We start from the raw sequence: 16,249 nt of genomic DNA on the forward strand, positions 1-16,249 counted from the left end.
TGTTCTTATTCCTATCATTTTATCACAGCACTCGAGCAACTACCCGGTAAAACGATAAAAATGGTTGAAACGTCCTTCTTATCAGCACTCTTCCTAAGTCCATGGACATAGCCTCTAGCACAAATATGAAGGTGAATTATCCTTACAGCCGTGCCAACACACTGGTTTCGGCTCCGAATCAGCATGCTTATTACCCATGTATACGCATTGTAGGCCATATGACCTTAGGATTCATTACACTTTCGATCATGTGTTTCAACCAAATGAAGCCCATTATTACAAAGAAGACACAGGCCATCAGCAGCCTGTGTCTTCTTATATGTTCAAATTTCACCCAATATCTATGAATTTTGATCGAAACTAACCAATCTCTCAGAAGTCCCTAATTACATTCTACGCCCGCATGAAGCGGAATACAGCTCGTACCACTCATAACGGGTAAGCTCAATATTCGTTGCATCACGACAGGCCAGAATACGTTCTGGTCGAATCGAACCAATGACAGGTTGAATCCCTGCTGGATGCTTCATTAACCAAGCCAGCACAATAGACTCCGGTGTAACTCCACGCTCCTTAGCCATTCGATCAACCAATTGAGCCGTATGCTCAATCTCAGGACGCTGTCCCTCAACTACCCTGCCAGTAAATCGCCCTTGTGCAAGTGGACCCCAAGCCTGCAGTTGAATATGCTCTGCCTGACAATATTCCATTGTGCCATAGGGAAATACGTTGTCTCTCGCTTGGGGCCGATTAACTGTCACACCGGCTTCTACGAATCCGATTTTGTCCAGACTCATCTCCAGCTGGTTCACAATCAGAGGTACTTTACTATGAAGCTGAAGAAGGCGAATCTGTTCAGACCCCATGTTGGACACACCAAAATGGCGCACTTTACCCGAATGATGCAGCTGAGCCAGTGCTTCTCCAATCTCTTGCGGATGGGCAAGTGGATCAGGACGGTGTAACAGCAAAATATCCAGATAATCGATCCCGAGCCGTTCCAGGATACCGTCCACACTCGCCAGGATATGTGCACCTGAGATGTCATAACGCTGCGGTCCTTCATCATCACCCACAAGACGTATACCACACTTCGACTGTATAATGATCTGTTCACGCAAACCAGGAGTTTCAGATAAAACTCGCCCCAATACATGCTCTGCCTTACCACGTGTGTAAATATCCGCGAGATCAAAGTGATTAATGCCGATTTCGATAGCTGCTTCTACCGCTCGATGACCTTCTCCGACAAGATCAGAAGTAATGGGGAGACCATCCCATTCACCTCCAAACCGCATACAGCCAAGAACCATTCGACTTGCCGGAATCTGGTGGTGATGCAAAGGAAGTTGTGCGTAAGACATGTCAGCGTTCACCTCATTTTCATTTTTACCAAGCATAATAACCGATTCTCTCTACGTCTTCTTCCATCTTCCGCTATTTTCCTGCTCGATCATCCATATGGACCAAAAACAAGGTTTCAAAAGCTTACGTATTGAATATATAGAGGGTGCAGGTATTATGCAGGAATATGAGAGGAGATTTTGCATTTGAACCCAAATGAACCGAACGAATCCTCAAGGCCAGCGTTTTTTACCAAAGAATTCACGCATAACCCTTACCCGGTGTATGAAAAGTTAAGAAAAGATGAGCCCGTTTTCAGAGTCATGTTTCCTCATGGGGAATTCGGCTGGATTATTACCCGATACGAGGATGCAGTCCAGATCCTGAAAGATCCTCGCTTCAGCAAAGACATGGTCCGACGTTACGGCGCTGAGAATCAAAGCATCTTCTCCAAGAATATGTTGTTCTCCGATCCGCCGGATCATAAACGTCTTCGGGGACTTGTGCAGAAAGCATTCACACCCAAGCTGGTCGCAGACATGCGGAGCCATATTCAGGACATTGCTGATGAACTGCTGGACAACCTCCCGTCACAGGAAAAAATGAATCTGATCGATGACTTTGCCTTCCCGCTGCCCATCATTGTCATTAGTGAAATTCTGGGAGTCCCTCTTGAGGATCGTGACAAATTCCGCATCTGGTCCAATACGATAATTGATGCTTCCATAGCCAAGAGCGCTGAGCGTTTTGAGCAGCATGCCAGGGAATTTACGGGTTACCTGACGGCCTGGTTTGCGAAAGTTCGCCAAGATCCCGGCACTGATCTGATCAGCCAGCTCGTTATTGCAGAAGAATCCGGGCAGCAGTTAACTGAAAATGAACTGCTTGGCGTTGTCTCCTTATTAATCATTGCCGGTCATGAAACAACTGTTAATCTCATCGGCAATGGGATTCTCGCCCTGCTGGAGCATCCGGAGCAACGCGAACTGCTCATCAACCAGCCCGAGCTTATTCACAACGCCATTGAAGAGATGCTTCGCTATAATGGACCGGTGGAGTTCAGCACATCCCGCTGGGCTCTGGAAGATATTGAATTCCGTGGACAGCGTATCGCTCAAGGTGAACTTGTTATTGTTGCACTTGATTCTGCCAACCGGGACGAACAGCAGTTCAAGGATGCTGATATTTTCGATATCACACGCGAGAAGAGTTCGCATCTGGCTTTTGGCAAAGGCATTCATCTCTGCCTGGGAGCACCAATTGCTCGTCTGGAAGGTGAGATTGCAGTCAGCACACTTCTGAATCGTTTTCCTAATATACAACTTCAGGCAGATGTGAATGAACTGGAATGGAGACCTGGTATGAATATTCGTGGTGTCAAGGAAATCCCGGTTCAACTAAAATAATGGCTAAATATGAATAAATGAAAGTGAGGCACATTACATCATGGAAATGAACACCTTGGTATGGATCGTTTTGCTGCTTCTGATCTTTGTGTTACTGGTCAGAGTCACCAGCCTGCAACGCCAATTAAATGAATTGAAAAGAGATGTCGAGCGTCTGGAGAACGGTTCAACCGGCAGCGTCCGATCCGACTTCAATTACACCTTGTCGCCAAAGGAAACATCTCCTTCCCACACAATCCAACCAGCCCAAATGGATCTGGATCAGGAACTGATTGCACTCATACAACAAGGAAAAAAAATTATGGCGATCAAACGACTGCGTGAAGCCAGAGGTCTATCGTTAAAAGAAGCCAAGGACTATGTTGATTCCCTGGATCGGTAATATACAACTCACATAACTCTCGGGGGAAGTTACTCCAGACTTTCGGCTGTCAACACAGACGCAGTAGAAAGTATGGAATCTTCGTCCGAGAGTTTACTTTTCAAACGACATATGCTACTGTTATTTCTATATTACTAGAAATAAGAAATAAAGACGAAAGGACCGATCATTATGCAATCAAACTCAAATGAGATTGAACAAGTCGTCAAAATTCATAAAGCACTGGGCGAGCAAACACGCTACAAAATCATTCAGATTTTATCGGGCGAAAGCAACCTGTGTCCTGCTGATCTGGAGAGCCGCCTTGTTACGGTTGCGCTATCAACTCTGTCTCATCACCTGAAACAGCTATCCGATTGTGGTCTGCTCACATCGCAGAAGAAAGGTACGTATATCTACTACAGCCTGAACACGGAGACCGCACAAAAGTTTGTTCCTTATCTGCTGAATAAATAAAAAATTTGAGTTATATTTCTATATAATTAGAAATATTGAAACAATACACAATATTTATTAGTTGAACTAGGTCACCTAAGTTTACGCTTATACCAATATTCATTATCAGGTTGTAACATTTCCGTTCGTAGATCAGTTGCATTCAGAGCATTCATGTCTTGTTCTATCGTCTTTATTTCTATATTTCTAAAAATATAATAATTACAATCAGAAAGAGGTTATGTTCCATGTCTTCTACGTTCAAAATCTATGTTCTTGCCTTGGTCAGTTTCCTTGTAGGAACGTCCGAATATGTCATTGCCGGCATTTTGGATCGCATTGCAGATACCATGAATATCTCTTTAATCGCTGCCGGACAGCTCATTACGATTTTTTCACTCGTATATGCGCTCGGTACACCTGTCATTATTGCACTGACTTCGCGCTGGGACCGTCGCAAGCTGTTGCTATACTTCCTCAGTCTATTCGTTGTGGCTAATGTTCTTGCTTACCTGTTGCCGGGTTATGGACTGTTCGTCGCAGCACGCGTGTTGATGGCTTTAGGCGCGGGCGTTGTTGTTGTCACGGCATTAACGGTCGCTTCCCAAATAGCGGCTGAGGGCAAACAAGCTAGTGCAATCGCCACAGTAATCACTGGATTTACGGCTTCTTTGATCGTTGGCGTTCCGCTCGGAAGGCTTGTAGCTGCATCTTGGGATTGGAAGCTTGTTTTTGCCGGTATCGCCGTTCTTGGAGTTCTCGCCATGCTGGTAATCGCGGCCGCCATTCCGCCTTCCAAAGCAGAAGCGCCTGTTCCTCTGAAGAAACAACTGTCTTTGCTCAAACAGCCACGAATTGTTTTGGCACTGCTGGTGACATTTTTCTGGTTAGGTGGTTATTCCATTGCCTACACGTACATTTCACCTTACCTTGTATCCGTTTCAGGAATGAGCGAAGCACTACTCAGTTCAGCTTTACTCGCATTTGGCATAGCAAGTCTGATCGGTTCAAAAGTTGGAGGGTTCAGTGCTGACCGAATGGGTGTCAAACGAACGCTGATCACAGGCATGACATTGCATATCGTAAGTCTGGTCCTGTTGAATATAACGGCAAGCTCTCATCTCGCTGTCTTCCTTGTTCTGATTTTGTGGTCTTTTGCCGCCTGGTCTTCGGGTCCAACTCAGCAATATAATCTGGTCACCATGGCTCCGGAATCCTCAGGCATTATGCTAAGCCTCAACAGTTCGGTGATGCAACTTGCGATGGCTGCCGGAGCAGGTATTGGCGGAATCGCGGTCAGCAGCGTTTCATTGTCATCCATTACCTGGATTGGCGCTGTCGGGGTTGCTGTTGCCGTCATCATCGTTATAAGCTCGTATCGTTCAGAATCTGCGAAAAGTACACACACCGATACATCTCATAACGTTGCCTGATATGAATTTGTAGTACAAAAAACAAACCAAAAAGAGAGGCACTGTATGCATACAAGCGGCCTCTCTTCAAACATTTTAAAGGCTATTCTACTGCCGATAAGCAGAACTCTTATTGAGCCGTAACTGCACCATCGATCGGATATACTGCACCATTGATATACGGCGCTTCATCTCCAAGCAGGAATGAAACCAGGTTTGCGATCTCTTCCGGTCTGCCCAGACGTCCAGATGGAATGCTGTCAACCGTTGCTTTGAACACTTCAGGGTTGTCTTTACCGAACTGAACAACCATCGGTGTCTCAATAGTACCTGGCGCAATCGCATTTACACGAATGTTGTCCTTGCCATATTCAATTGCAGCTGTGCGGGTCAAGCCCACAACGCCATGTTTGGTTGCTGCATAAGGTGCAACCGTGGGTACACCAACAATACCGGCTGTGGAGGCTGTGTTTAGAATAGAACCCCCACCTGTTTTGAGCATTTCCGTAATCACATACTTCAACCCGTAGAATACACTTCTCAGGTTAACATCAATAATCTGGTCAAACTGCTCGATCGTATGTTCAATCAACTTGATCCCAGGACCCGCAATACCTGCATTATTAAAGAACATGTCGATTCGTCCGAACTCTTCGACTGCTTTTTTTACATAATTCTCAACTTCAGGTGCTTTACTCACATCTGCTTGTACAAAAATAGCTTTACTTCCCAGCTTCTCAATCTGCTTAACCGTTTCAAGACCTGTCTGTTCGACAAGATCCACAACAACAATGGATGCACCCTTCTCAGCCAGCTTTAGTGCTGCTGCTTGGCCCAATCCACTTCCTGCTCCAGTAATAATGGCTACTTTTCCTGCGTGACTCATGTTGATCTCCTCCATGTGTGTGTGTCATCTTGTGATTGGATCGATGAATGCGATATGAAACGTACTTACATGCAATGTTACAATATGTAGGTCAAAAATGGCATAAAACCTTCCTGACTTTACCTATTCTAATAAACTTTCGACATAAAAACAAATCATATAATATACATTCATACTATATTGCATGTCACATATTCAGCATTCTATTCAAGAAGCACGCAACAATAATGTCTTGTTGCGTGCTCCTCTTTTACATATACAATACTTTTAAAATCGGTATCTCTACAACTTTAAACGGTGCATATCCGCTTCATCAAAACGGCTATCTTAGCAAATTGGTTTTTGCCAATTCAATAATTTCGTCACCGCGTCCGTTCAGCACGGCTTTCATCATCCATAAGGTGAATCCTTCCGCCTGTTTGATATCAATCTTCGGAGGTAAAGACAATTCCTGACGGTTCACCACCACATCAATCAGTACAGGACCATCATGCTGAAGCGCACGCTGCACAGCTCCTTCCAGTTCACCCGGATCCTCAACCCGAATACCTTCCATGCCCATGGCCTGAGCAACCATCGCAAAATTGGGATTTACAAGCTCTGTTCCCGATTCAAGGAAGCCGGCAGCTTTCATCTCCAGCTCAACAAAACCCAGTGCTCCATTATTAAACACCACAACTTTAATCGGCAGATTATGCTGCTTCAGTGTCAACAGATCACCCATCAGCATCGTAATACCGCCATCACCCGACAACGAGATGACTTGTCTGCCCGGATCAGCGACCTGGGCCCCAATCGCTTGTGGCAGGGCATTTGCCATTGTACCATGACTGAATGAACCGAGCAGCCTGCGGTTGCGGCTCATCTCGATATAACGGGCCGCCCATACTGTCGGAGTACCGACATCACAGGTGAAGATGGCATTTTCTGCTGCGGCATCACTAATGACCTTGGTCAGGTACTGCGGATGGATGGGCTTTTTACCCGGTTTTCCAACGGCCAGATCGTCCAGATCTTTGCGTACTTTCACATAACGATCCACACTTTTACGAAGATGTTTGTCACTGTGTTCTTCTGTTAGATAAGGAAGCAAAGTTTCAATAGTCGCTTTCACATCCCCACATACGCCGTAATCTAGCTTCGTACGCCGACCAAGATGGGAAGATTGAATGTCGACCTGAAGGACTTTCGCATCTTCGGGATAGAATTGACGATATGGGAAATCCGTTCCCAGCATAAGTAGTACATCACAGTCCATCATGGCATGATAACCGGATGAATACCCGATTAGGCCGGTAAGGCCGACGGAATAGGGGTTGTCATACTCCAAATATTCCTTCCCTCTTAACGCAATAACCATCGGGGATTTTAACCGATCACAGAGCTGCATGAGGGGTTCCCGAGCGCCCGCGCAGCCTGCACCGCACAACAACGTAATTTTTTTGCCTTGATTCAGATATTCCGCCAGTTTCACGAGTTCCGGCTCAGAAGGATGTACCACGGGATTGGTTGCGTGATACACATGCTCAGGCACAGGCAGATCCGCCGCTTCAAGTCCTGCTACATCGCCCGGCAATACAACAACAGACACGCCAGAACGTGCGACTGCTGTCTGAATGGCCATCGTCAGAGAACGCGGCATCTGTCTCGCTGTTGTAATCACTTCACAATAATCACTGCATTCCTGGAACAGATACTCCGGATGCGTCGCCTGAAAATATTCACTGCCAATCTCGTCACTTGGGATATGTGCAGCGATGGCGAGTACAGGCACACGATTGCGATGACAGTCGTACAGACCATTAATCAGATGCATATTACCAGGACCGCTGCTCCCTGCGCAGACAGCGATACTACCACTGACCTCGGCGTCTGCCCCAGCAGCAAATGCAGCCACTTCTTCATGTCGTACATGAATCCATTCGATCTTCCCAGAACGACGGATGGAGTCGAGTACCGCATTCAAGGAGTCTCCAACAATGCCATATATGCGTTTGATGCCAGCGTTCAATAAGGATTCAACCAGAACGTCCGCTACTGTTTTTTTCATAATAGGTGGGTCTCCTTTAATTGCTCATTTTGATTATGTTTCCACTCGGTTAATATACCTATTCTTATACCCCAATCTTCTGAAACTCGAACCAAATCATATGTAGGTCTGGATATATGAAACAAAACCGACCCCTTAAACCTTTATTCCAGCCACAGCAAAATGCCAAAAAATCCGCTTGTCGAATGACAAACGGATTACGGTTAGACTAGGTTTATTGTTATTCCATCTGGATTCCCGAATCCAAATCAGACATTAGATAGCAGGCATCACATTGCCACCACTTACCGGGATATAGGCACCCGTGATAAATGAGGACAGGTCCGACGCAAGAAAAGCCACCGCATTGGCGATTTCCTGATCTTCACCCCTGCGCTTCAGCGGCACGGTACGCGTATATGCCTCATCATGTCCAGGCTCATTGGACCGATCACGTTCACTAATTGTCCATCCAGGTGCAACCTGGTTTACGGTAATCTGATACTCGCCAACCTCCTTGGCAAGTACGCGATATACACCGTCCATTCCACGCTTACCAGCGGTGTAGGCCGATTGGTGAGCAAAATTTTGCATCGCACATTCTGTATTGATACCAATGAAGCGACCGGCTCTGACGTTTTGCATATGCGGTATGAAAGCTTTGGCAAGATACACACTCTGCATGACACAGGATTCGAACTGGCTCAAGTAATCTTCAGAAGACTGTTCCAACACCGTTGTCCATTCATATTGAATGACCGCATTGGCAACAACGATATCCACTCCGCCGAGGACAGACTGAATCTCATCACGCATCCGAAATGCTGTATCCTGCTTTGTAATATCTCCCTGTACAACTAGAGCCTTACGACCGAGTGCTTCAATCTCACCTTGAAGCTCCCGAGCCTTGGTATCATTATTTATGTAATGTAGAGCCAGATTGGCGCCACAGGCTGCCAACGTTCGGGCGATGACTCTCCCCAGTTGTCCGGTTGCGCCTGTAACCAGAGCCGTTTTTCCTGAGATATCCAATTGCATAACAGCGAAAACCTCCTTGAATTGATTTGCTTGAAAACGATTTCGGAAATATGTTATTTTTTTCATTCATTACGCGTTATTCAGAGATATACAGCATTGTTCAATGCTGTATATGATAGTTCAATTTTTTTCTATATGTGGAGACTATTAATTATGATGTTGAATGAGATCAATTTCCTGGAAGCGACTAACTTCCTTTTCCCAACGCTCTTCTACATATTGACGGTGAACCGGGTGATTGTTGTATGCATCATACGCAGCCTGATCTGCAAAGACCATCGAGAAGCTGTAGTCAAACTCATTCTTCTCACTCACCTGTCTCAGAACCTGAAATTGCTCTACGCCAGGAATGACAGCCAGTGCATCCAAACTTTCCTTCAAAAAGGCTTCGGCCTCCGGTGTATCTTTACCCGCGTAAAGTGTAAACGTTACCATATGTGTGATGCTGCTCATCTCTATTTCCTCCTCCAATATGTTCGTACTCGTTTCCTAGTGTACATCCGAATGTGTTGTAAGCGCAATAATTGGTTGAATTAATTTTTAATCAGATGGTTATCTCTATATAAATACTAATTAAAAATCACAAGGTTTTACCCTGAATATGTACACAAAAAAACCTCAGGACAAATCCCGAGGTTTTCTTGTAATGTATGGACAAACTTATTTGGTGATGTTGTATTTACGGTTAAATTTATCAACACGGCCACCGATATCCACGTTTCTTTGTTTACCAGTGAAGAATGGGTGGGATGCGGAACTAGTGTCCACACGGATTACTGGGTAAGAGTTACCGTCTTCCCATTCCATAGTTTCGTTAGAGAACTTCGTGGAAGAACTCAGGAATTTGAAATCAGCACTTGCATCGTAAAAAATTACGAGTTGTGTCTTGGGATGGATGTCAACTTTTGGCATAATCTATTTACACTCCTTTAATATGGGTACTTCTTTAGAATCAAACTACATTTTATTATACTCTTTTTTTGGACAAAGTACCAGCAGGATTTGAGGAATAGCTAAAAAAAATATGATATCTGTGATTTTACACCTAATCAGATGTCACGCCGTCCCTTTCTCCAGTACATTCAACATGTACTCCAAAGCCTCCAGTTCATCCCTGCCTCTTGTCTGTAATCTGACAACACTACCATATCGAATGGGTAATAACGCCATTCCAAGCAGGCTTTTGACATCTACACGATGCTCATGCTCAGACTCCATATACGACAAAATAATATCCGAGGAAAAACGTGACGCTTGAGAAGATACCGACATCAGATCATCCCGATGAAAATCAGCGTGTATCATAAATTCATGTACTCTCACAACCTTCAGTTCCTTTCGCTAAGTACTTATTCACCAATATGGTGTGTATCCATTTATATATTAAAATCTTCATGAATTATACCATGTTATGGGAGCTTGACCCATACTTTTTTGCAAAAAAAACAAAAAAGAGTCCTGAACTGCAGGACTCTTCCAGGTTGCTCTTATATACCGTTCGGATATACCATGACCTTCAGACTGCCACTCTTATTGTGTAATGCGCGCTCCATCGCTTGCTGTGTCTCTTCGAGTGAATAACGATCTGTAATCAGGGACATCACGTCATGCTGACCGGAGCTCAAGAACTCAATTCCTGCCGGATACGTATTGGCATAACGGAATATGCCATAGATATCAACTTCATTGTCTGCGATAAATGGAACATTGAGTGCGATCTCGTCCTGTGCAGGTAGGCCCACAATCGCAAGTTTGCCTCCACGTCGAAGTGAATACAGAGCAGATTGTAGCGCCTTTGGATTCCCCGCTGTTTCCCATGCAGTATCAACACCCACACCATCTGTTAACTCGCGAATCACAGCCAGCGCATCTTCATTCCGCACATTAATGGTATGAGTGGCACCCATGCGGCGAGCAGCTTCCAGCCTAACTTCCTCCAGATCCGTTACAATGATCTTCTCTACACCGAAAGATTTGGCAGCAGCCACGGCCATGAGTCCAACGGGACCCATGCCCATAATTGCCAGGGTTGTACCCGGAGCCAACTTGCTACGGCGTGCAGCGTGAATACCAACAGAAAATGGCTCGTTCATAGCTGCTTCCTCATAAGACAGATGATCCGGGATCGGGAATACCATGTCTTCACGCATCACCATGTATTGTACAAATGCCCCATCCACCGGAGGGGTCGCTAGAAATTGTACATCCGGACACAGGTTATAACGACCTTCCTTGCATGCCGTGCAACGTCCGCAAGTCACCCCAGGCTCAATAGCAACCCGATCCCCTGTTTTCAGACGTGATACGTTCGAGCCAACAGCAGCAATGATCCCCGCACACTCATGACCCAGAATGATCGGTTTCTCCACCACAAATCTGCCAATGCGTCCATGTTCAAAATAATGCACATCCGAGCCACACACCCCGACAGCCATTACCTGGATTAACACCTCATCCGCTGCCGGTTGCGGGACGGGTTGTTCCTCAATAATAATGTGTCCTGGCTCTGTCATGACAGCGGCCTTCATGGTCTCGGGCAGTTGATGTTGTCCCATACGGTTCTCCTCCTCATGTATGTCCATGCTGTCTATTGTACATCAAAGAAAACAAGGTATCTTCTTTCTTCACCTCACCAATCAATAGATTGTTCGACCCTGTTCATCCGCAATGCCGCTCTTGCGATAGAAGTACGTATTGATCATGTCCCGCCATTCCTTCGCATGTTCGGCCTGGTTGTCCTGTAATGAAGCAACTTTGCTGAAAATGACTGGGTCGATTTTGCCCTCCAGCCCTCTCCATGTCTCGGCTAACGCCTCTGCCTGCGCAACACCTTCAAAGTGTGTATCATAAATATGCTGAATGACCGTTTTACCCGAATGCAGGACATGGGTGTACGGCACGTGATGGAAAAATAAGATCAACTCATCCGGACAGGTGTCCAAGGACTCATAACGGTCAGCATTCTCAGGGTGATACTGTGAAGTGTATCCTGTGCCGCTGTTCACGGTTCGATCTACACCAATACCATGACAATCGGCAAAGTGATACGTTCCCCATTTGGAATACTCGTACCCATCTACATTCGGCCCGTAATGATGTTCCGGATTAACCATCCAACCCACACCGAGAGGCGCCGTGTAATTCTCATAGATATCTAATGAAGTCAAAAGCATGCCCGTAACCTTCCGCACAACTTCGTCTTCATGTCCAAAAGTGAGTCTCACCCACTCATCGGCAATCTTTTCCGCGGACAGTTCCGGATTCCACGCAAGTCTTCCGTATCCATACAGATTCGCCTGCGCGAGGGGATGTCCTGTCCAACAGGCATCTGCACCAATATTGGATACTGCGGCGAAGCCACTGTATGGTCGTTTATACAGAGAACCATCCGCGATTCTCTTGATCTCTGAACCTTCGCCTTTGGCGTATGTGTCAAAGTCCAATACTTCTTTCCACTGGGGAACCAGATAACAGAGATGACGCTGTTGCCCGGTATACTCCTGTGTAATCTGAAATTCAATCACCTGATTCGTATGTTCCATGGCGCCGAACAGTGGGGATACCGCTTCCCTCACCTGAAAGTCCATCGGCCCGTTTTTGATCTGCAAAATGACATTGTCGGCAAAACGCCCATCCAGTGGCGTAAAGTGGTCATAGGCTGCCCGTGCACGGTCTGTGGAACGATCCCGCCAGTCTTGCTTGCAGTTATAGACGAAGCAACGCCAGATGACCAATCCACCGAATGGCCGAAGAGCTTCAGCCAGCATGTTTGCACCATCGGCGTGATCCCGATTATACGTGAACGGACCCGGACGATTCTCGGAGTCTGCCTTGATCAGGTAACCGCCAAAATCCGGAATTGCTGCGTACACCTTGGCCGTTTGAATGTTCCACCATTCCCGTACCTGCGCATCCAGCGGATCAGCTGTACGCAATCCACCAATCTCAATTGGACTTGCGTAGTTGGCGCTCAGGAACAATCGAATGCCATAAGCTCTGAATTCAGCGGCAACCTTCGCCACATCACTAAGATAACGTTCCGTCAGAAACAGGCTCTCACGGCGGTGTACATTGACGTTGTTGATCGATATCGCATTGATGCCCGTGGAAGCGAGTAAACGTGCGTAATCCCGGATGCGTCCCAAGTCCAGCGTGAACTCCCCATTATCATAGAAAATGGATTCTCCTGCGTAACCACGCTCAATGCTGCCGTCCACGTTATCCCACTGATTAATCATCCGTAGCGCATTGGTTGGCTGCTCTGTAATGAAGCTCCACTTATTCACAGCGTCCTCGTGTGCACTTCCTTGATCCATTGTCAGCTCTCGAAGCAGATGGAATGCACCATACAGCACACCCTGGGGAGTCTCTGACCCAATGACCAGTACACCCTCGGTCTCGTTTTCACGAATGATGTACCCTTCCCCTTGAACAGTTGAACGCTCTGTCTCACTGAACGACCCAGCCACGGAATCGCTCCCTGTCCAAGTGCCGATTTGTATTGCGGGAGCGGAGCCATGATTGTCCCGTTCACTTTCCTGAGCATCAGACAGATGACTGACCGACGGTTTCACGCCATATAACCTCTCCAGTCCCCGTGAAAGTTCGGTCAGAGCTGTTGTGATCACTCCATGGTTCTCTTCCACCAGTATCAGTTTGCTCCATGCAGGAGCCGTCTTTTGGGCAAGTCCATTCGCTCCCGGCACTTCGGAGTGATACCCAAGCCACGCGTCATACTGTGGACCTGACAAGGCAGATTGAACGACGGATTGGCTCATTGTACCACCTCCTTGCTGGCATAGATCTGCGCAAGGCGATTCCCTTTTCCTTCGAGTAACCATAGAATCGACGTTACACCACGCGGATAGTACTTGCTGCCAACTGCCACACCAGACAGGATCTGGTCACTCCAGCACCAGTAGGATTCCTCCGGATGCAGCAGCCAGTTGACATGAGCCGCGTCTGCTGCCTTGCCTGTCTCATTCCATTCCACACCCAGCAACTCTCTAGCGATAAACTGGGACAGATAGATTTTGCTCAGCCACGAGTTATTGCTTGTTGAGGACAGTTTCCAGCCTCCATCTTCGAACAGACATGTTCCCGGGACAAGAACCGTCTTCAGATGAGTTTGGAGTGCTTTCAGATAAGGGCCAAAGCGACCATTGACATCCAGTGCTGCTTCACAGCCCGTAAAGTACGGGAACACCAAACCTTCAATCGCCGGAATGATTCGAGAATCATTATTTTCTGCAATAACAGCTGGAATGTAGCCGCCATCAGTCAACTGTGCAGCAATACTGGCAGCGCAGCGATCCGCTTGAAGCCCTGCTTGATGGGACAGATCTGCCAACTTCTCAGTTGCGAACAGCTTCTCCAATGCAACATAGACCGCCCAACATTTACCTGCCAGATAGATATTATTGCGAGACTGACCAAGTGACACATCCAGGCTGTCGTAAGTTGTAATCTCCGCTCCACCTTGGGTACGGCTGCTATCCAGACCCATCAGACCGTTACGCTGCTCTGCGTCGGGATGGTCACGATTAAGCATGCTTTCGAAGCAATCCTGGATAACAGGCAACATGTTTTTCACAAAAGCCTGATCCTGTGTCTGTTCAATGTATACTGTCGCGCAGCAGAGCCAGTTCACCAGTTCCTCGTGGCTCATCTGTGAGAAGCAGTCGTCAATGCCAACCAGCTCATATGCCGAGTGTCCAGGGCGTGAGAACACATTAGCAACACCAATATCATGGGTAAAGGTAATTCCGCCCGGATATAACTTCTCTTCCCCCGGGAAACGAACCTGATCCGTATAACTGTATCGTTTCACAAACCACTCCAGCTCATTACGCACCGTCCATGGATTCAAGGCAAGCTCGAAGTACAACTGATCAGCTGTCAGATCAAGTGTGTTCATCATCCGATACTCCCCTTCGTTCACCACCCATAGTGGCTCACCACCGGCATCCAGCAGTTGAGTACTGGCATAATAGCTGTGAATGGAATGAGCAAGCATAAATGATTGATCTTCGGTCAAAGCAGCCGATCCAAGGCGCTGTTGAACCTCTCCACAGGAAGCGGTCAATTCACTGAAGCGTTGTAGTGCATACTCTCCTGCTGCCTGAATATCGGAGAAATAGCGCGTATACCAATACGTTGTGTCCATTCCGGTCGTCACAATGCCCCCGCGATAGAAACATACTGCGAATTGATACGTACGTTTCTCTCCAGCCGGCACTTCCATCAGTAGTGCAGCGGTTGAGCCAAGTCCAAATGCCAGATTCTCCCGATGTTTCTCTTGCAAGAGTTTCTCCAGCGTAAATCCACGTGCGGGCCACAGTCCGTCATCTGCTGACATAATTGCTGTAAGTCGACCTTGTCCCACACCTGTGATGGAGCCACCTTCCGGCCCCCCAATCAGACGCATCGCAGAGTACGGATCATTGCCCTGATAGCCAAAGTAGGCTTTGCGGGGTTGTTGACCTTGCGTATTGTCAATTGTCATCTCAACCAATACGGCAGGTACGAGTGCATCCATTAATTCTTCACGATCCCCATTCGTTGGATCAGGTACTGGACGTACAGGCGAGTAGATACGGAACGTCAGATCTCCAGCAGTCCACGTATCCATACCTGAGGTAAATTCACGGGTAATATCTTCATCGCTAAAAGCCGTAATAAGAGGTTGTGGAACTTTGGACGCTGTTGTCGACGCCGTGTCCCCATTCTCCAACTTCTCTACATCATAGCGGCTGCTCTCATCCTCGGAAGCTTCATAAAAAGGAAGCGCCTGATAATTGTCTCCATCGCGAGATTGTAATCCAATATATACATTCTGGTCTGCCGGCTTGCCGAGTTCAAGACCCAGCCCGCCTTTGGCTCCTTTGTAACCCAGTGTAAAACTCGCAAAAGCACCGATCGGTGCATGATGTGCATTATAAAAGATGGATTTGGATGTGCTCATGAATCATAACCCCTCTCAGAATTTTTTGCATACGTTTTCATTAGCCCCATCCTAACACGTGGTTCCACCTCAGACCATGATCAAATCAATCGGATATTTACCCAAATCAAGCTGATAGACTATAATAGATTAAAGCGGTTACACAAAACCATTCCATTTGATATAAATTCGAGTTCAAAAAGAGTGGTTTTCAGTACCAAAAAGATGGGATGAAGCTAGAAATGGAGTAGCGGAGCGTAGATAGAGCTACGTGAGCAACGGACATTTCGGCTGAATGCCATATTCGATGCTGATGATGCCACTAGGCATCCTACGTAATCAAAAGCTCTTTTTTTGAACAACCTCTATAAAGG

At 46.7% G+C, this 16,249-nt stretch carries 14 protein-coding genes; 4 read left to right on the forward strand and 10 right to left on the reverse strand.

Features of this window, described 5'->3' with window-relative positions; translation table 11 throughout:
- Positions 1 to 386 precede the first annotated feature (386 nt).
- Positions 387 to 1,364 carry an aldo/keto reductase gene (locus QVE09_RS03465; RefSeq protein WP_315935694.1) on the reverse strand — a complete coding sequence of 326 codons (978 nt, stop codon included), beginning with the start codon at positions 1,362 to 1,364 and terminating at the stop codon, positions 387 to 389.
- 186 nt (positions 1,365 to 1,550) lie between these two features.
- On the opposite strand from QVE09_RS03465, the gene QVE09_RS03470 reads away from it, so the two are divergent.
- The 4 genes from QVE09_RS03470 (at position 1,551) to QVE09_RS03485 (ending at position 5,000) form a co-directional block, all read left to right on the forward strand.
- Positions 1,551 to 2,750: a cytochrome P450 family protein gene (locus QVE09_RS03470; protein WP_315935695.1), complete on the forward strand. Its 1,200-nt coding sequence runs from the start codon at positions 1,551 to 1,553 to the stop codon at positions 2,748 to 2,750.
- A 40-nt stretch (positions 2,751 to 2,790) separates the two neighbouring features.
- On the forward strand, positions 2,791 to 3,132 hold the full coding sequence (locus tag QVE09_RS03475) for a ribosomal protein L7/L12 (RefSeq protein ID WP_315935696.1): 342 nt from the start codon (positions 2,791 to 2,793) through the stop codon (positions 3,130 to 3,132).
- A 171-nt stretch (positions 3,133 to 3,303) separates the two neighbouring features.
- The gene (locus QVE09_RS03480) at positions 3,304 to 3,588 is read left to right on the forward strand and encodes an ArsR/SmtB family transcription factor (protein WP_036613842.1); all 285 of its coding nucleotides are present in this window, start codon (positions 3,304 to 3,306) and stop codon (positions 3,586 to 3,588) included.
- 227 nt (positions 3,589 to 3,815) lie between these two features.
- Positions 3,816 to 5,000 carry an MFS transporter gene (locus QVE09_RS03485; RefSeq protein ID WP_315935697.1) on the forward strand — a complete coding sequence of 395 codons (1,185 nt, stop codon included), beginning with the start codon at positions 3,816 to 3,818 and terminating at the stop codon, positions 4,998 to 5,000.
- Between the two features lie 109 nt (positions 5,001 to 5,109).
- On the opposite strand, the gene QVE09_RS03490 is transcribed toward QVE09_RS03485, so the two are convergent.
- The 9 genes from QVE09_RS03490 to QVE09_RS03530 all read right to left on the reverse strand — a co-directional run bounded on the left by QVE09_RS03490 (position 5,110) and on the right by QVE09_RS03530 (position 15,896).
- On the reverse strand, positions 5,110 to 5,865 hold the full coding sequence (locus tag QVE09_RS03490; protein WP_315935698.1) for an SDR family NAD(P)-dependent oxidoreductase: 756 nt from the start codon (positions 5,863 to 5,865) through the stop codon (positions 5,110 to 5,112).
- Between the two features lie 322 nt (positions 5,866 to 6,187).
- A complete protein-coding gene (gene poxB / locus QVE09_RS03495; protein WP_315935699.1) occupies positions 6,188 to 7,915 on the reverse strand; it encodes a ubiquinone-dependent pyruvate dehydrogenase in 1,728 nt (575 codons plus the stop codon).
- A gap of 255 nt (positions 7,916 to 8,170) precedes the next feature.
- Positions 8,171 to 8,932, reverse strand: coding sequence for an SDR family NAD(P)-dependent oxidoreductase (locus QVE09_RS03500; protein WP_315935700.1), 762 nt, complete (start codon positions 8,930 to 8,932; stop codon positions 8,171 to 8,173).
- A gap of 147 nt (positions 8,933 to 9,079) precedes the next feature.
- The gene (locus QVE09_RS03505) at positions 9,080 to 9,385 is read right to left on the reverse strand and encodes a Dabb family protein (RefSeq protein ID WP_315935701.1); all 306 of its coding nucleotides are present in this window, start codon (positions 9,383 to 9,385) and stop codon (positions 9,080 to 9,082) included.
- Between the two features lie 207 nt (positions 9,386 to 9,592).
- Positions 9,593 to 9,844, reverse strand: a complete 252-nt coding sequence (locus tag QVE09_RS03510; protein WP_036613829.1) for a type B 50S ribosomal protein L31 — start codon at positions 9,842 to 9,844, stop codon at positions 9,593 to 9,595.
- Positions 9,845 to 9,988: 144 nt separating this feature from the next.
- Positions 9,989 to 10,255: an HPr family phosphocarrier protein gene (locus QVE09_RS03515; protein WP_026081056.1), complete on the reverse strand. Its 267-nt coding sequence runs from the start codon at positions 10,253 to 10,255 to the stop codon at positions 9,989 to 9,991.
- A gap of 164 nt (positions 10,256 to 10,419) precedes the next feature.
- Positions 10,420 to 11,487 (reverse strand): NAD(P)-dependent alcohol dehydrogenase, encoded by a 1,068-nt coding sequence (locus QVE09_RS03520; protein WP_315935702.1) that lies wholly within the window; start codon positions 11,485 to 11,487, stop codon positions 10,420 to 10,422.
- An 81-nt stretch (positions 11,488 to 11,568) separates the two neighbouring features.
- The gene (locus QVE09_RS03525) at positions 11,569 to 13,710 is read right to left on the reverse strand and encodes an alpha-glucuronidase family glycosyl hydrolase (RefSeq protein WP_315935703.1); all 2,142 of its coding nucleotides are present in this window, start codon (positions 13,708 to 13,710) and stop codon (positions 11,569 to 11,571) included.
- Positions 13,707 to 15,896, reverse strand: coding sequence for a glycoside hydrolase family 52 protein (locus QVE09_RS03530; RefSeq protein WP_315935704.1), 2,190 nt, complete (start codon positions 15,894 to 15,896; stop codon positions 13,707 to 13,709). Before QVE09_RS03530 ends, QVE09_RS03525 begins: the two co-directional genes overlap by 4 nt.
- Positions 15,897 to 16,249 lie beyond the last annotated feature (353 nt).

Source organism: Paenibacillus sp. ClWae2A (assembly GCF_032452295.1).
Taxonomy (GTDB): domain Bacteria; phylum Bacillota; class Bacilli; order Paenibacillales; family Paenibacillaceae; genus Paenibacillus.

Coding starts and splice junctions, on each gene's coding strand:
- QVE09_RS03465 (WP_315935694.1), bottom strand. CDS start 1,364: ATGTCTTACGCACAACTTCCTTTGCATCACCACCAGATTCCGGCAAGT.
- QVE09_RS03475 (WP_315935696.1), top strand. CDS start 2,791: ATGGAAATGAACACCTTGGTATGGATCGTTTTGCTGCTTCTGATCTTT.
- QVE09_RS03480 (WP_036613842.1), top strand. CDS start 3,304: ATGCAATCAAACTCAAATGAGATTGAACAAGTCGTCAAAATTCATAAA.
- QVE09_RS03485 (WP_315935697.1), top strand. CDS start 3,816: ATGTCTTCTACGTTCAAAATCTATGTTCTTGCCTTGGTCAGTTTCCTT.
- QVE09_RS03490 (WP_315935698.1), bottom strand. CDS start 5,865: ATGAGTCACGCAGGAAAAGTAGCCATTATTACTGGAGCAGGAAGTGGA.
- poxB (WP_315935699.1), bottom strand. CDS start 7,915: ATGAAAAAAACAGTAGCGGACGTTCTGGTTGAATCCTTATTGAACGCT.
- QVE09_RS03500 (WP_315935700.1), bottom strand. CDS start 8,932: ATGCAATTGGATATCTCAGGAAAAACGGCTCTGGTTACAGGCGCAACC.
- QVE09_RS03505 (WP_315935701.1), bottom strand. CDS start 9,385: ATGAGCAGCATCACACATATGGTAACGTTTACACTTTACGCGGGTAAA.
- QVE09_RS03510 (WP_036613829.1), bottom strand. CDS start 9,844: ATGCCAAAAGTTGACATCCATCCCAAGACACAACTCGTAATTTTTTAC.
- QVE09_RS03520 (WP_315935702.1), bottom strand. CDS start 11,487: ATGGGACAACATCAACTGCCCGAGACCATGAAGGCCGCTGTCATGACA.
- QVE09_RS03525 (WP_315935703.1), bottom strand. CDS start 13,710: ATGAGCCAATCCGTCGTTCAATCTGCCTTGTCAGGTCCACAGTATGAC.
- QVE09_RS03530 (WP_315935704.1), bottom strand. CDS start 15,896: ATGAGCACATCCAAATCCATCTTTTATAATGCACATCATGCACCGATC.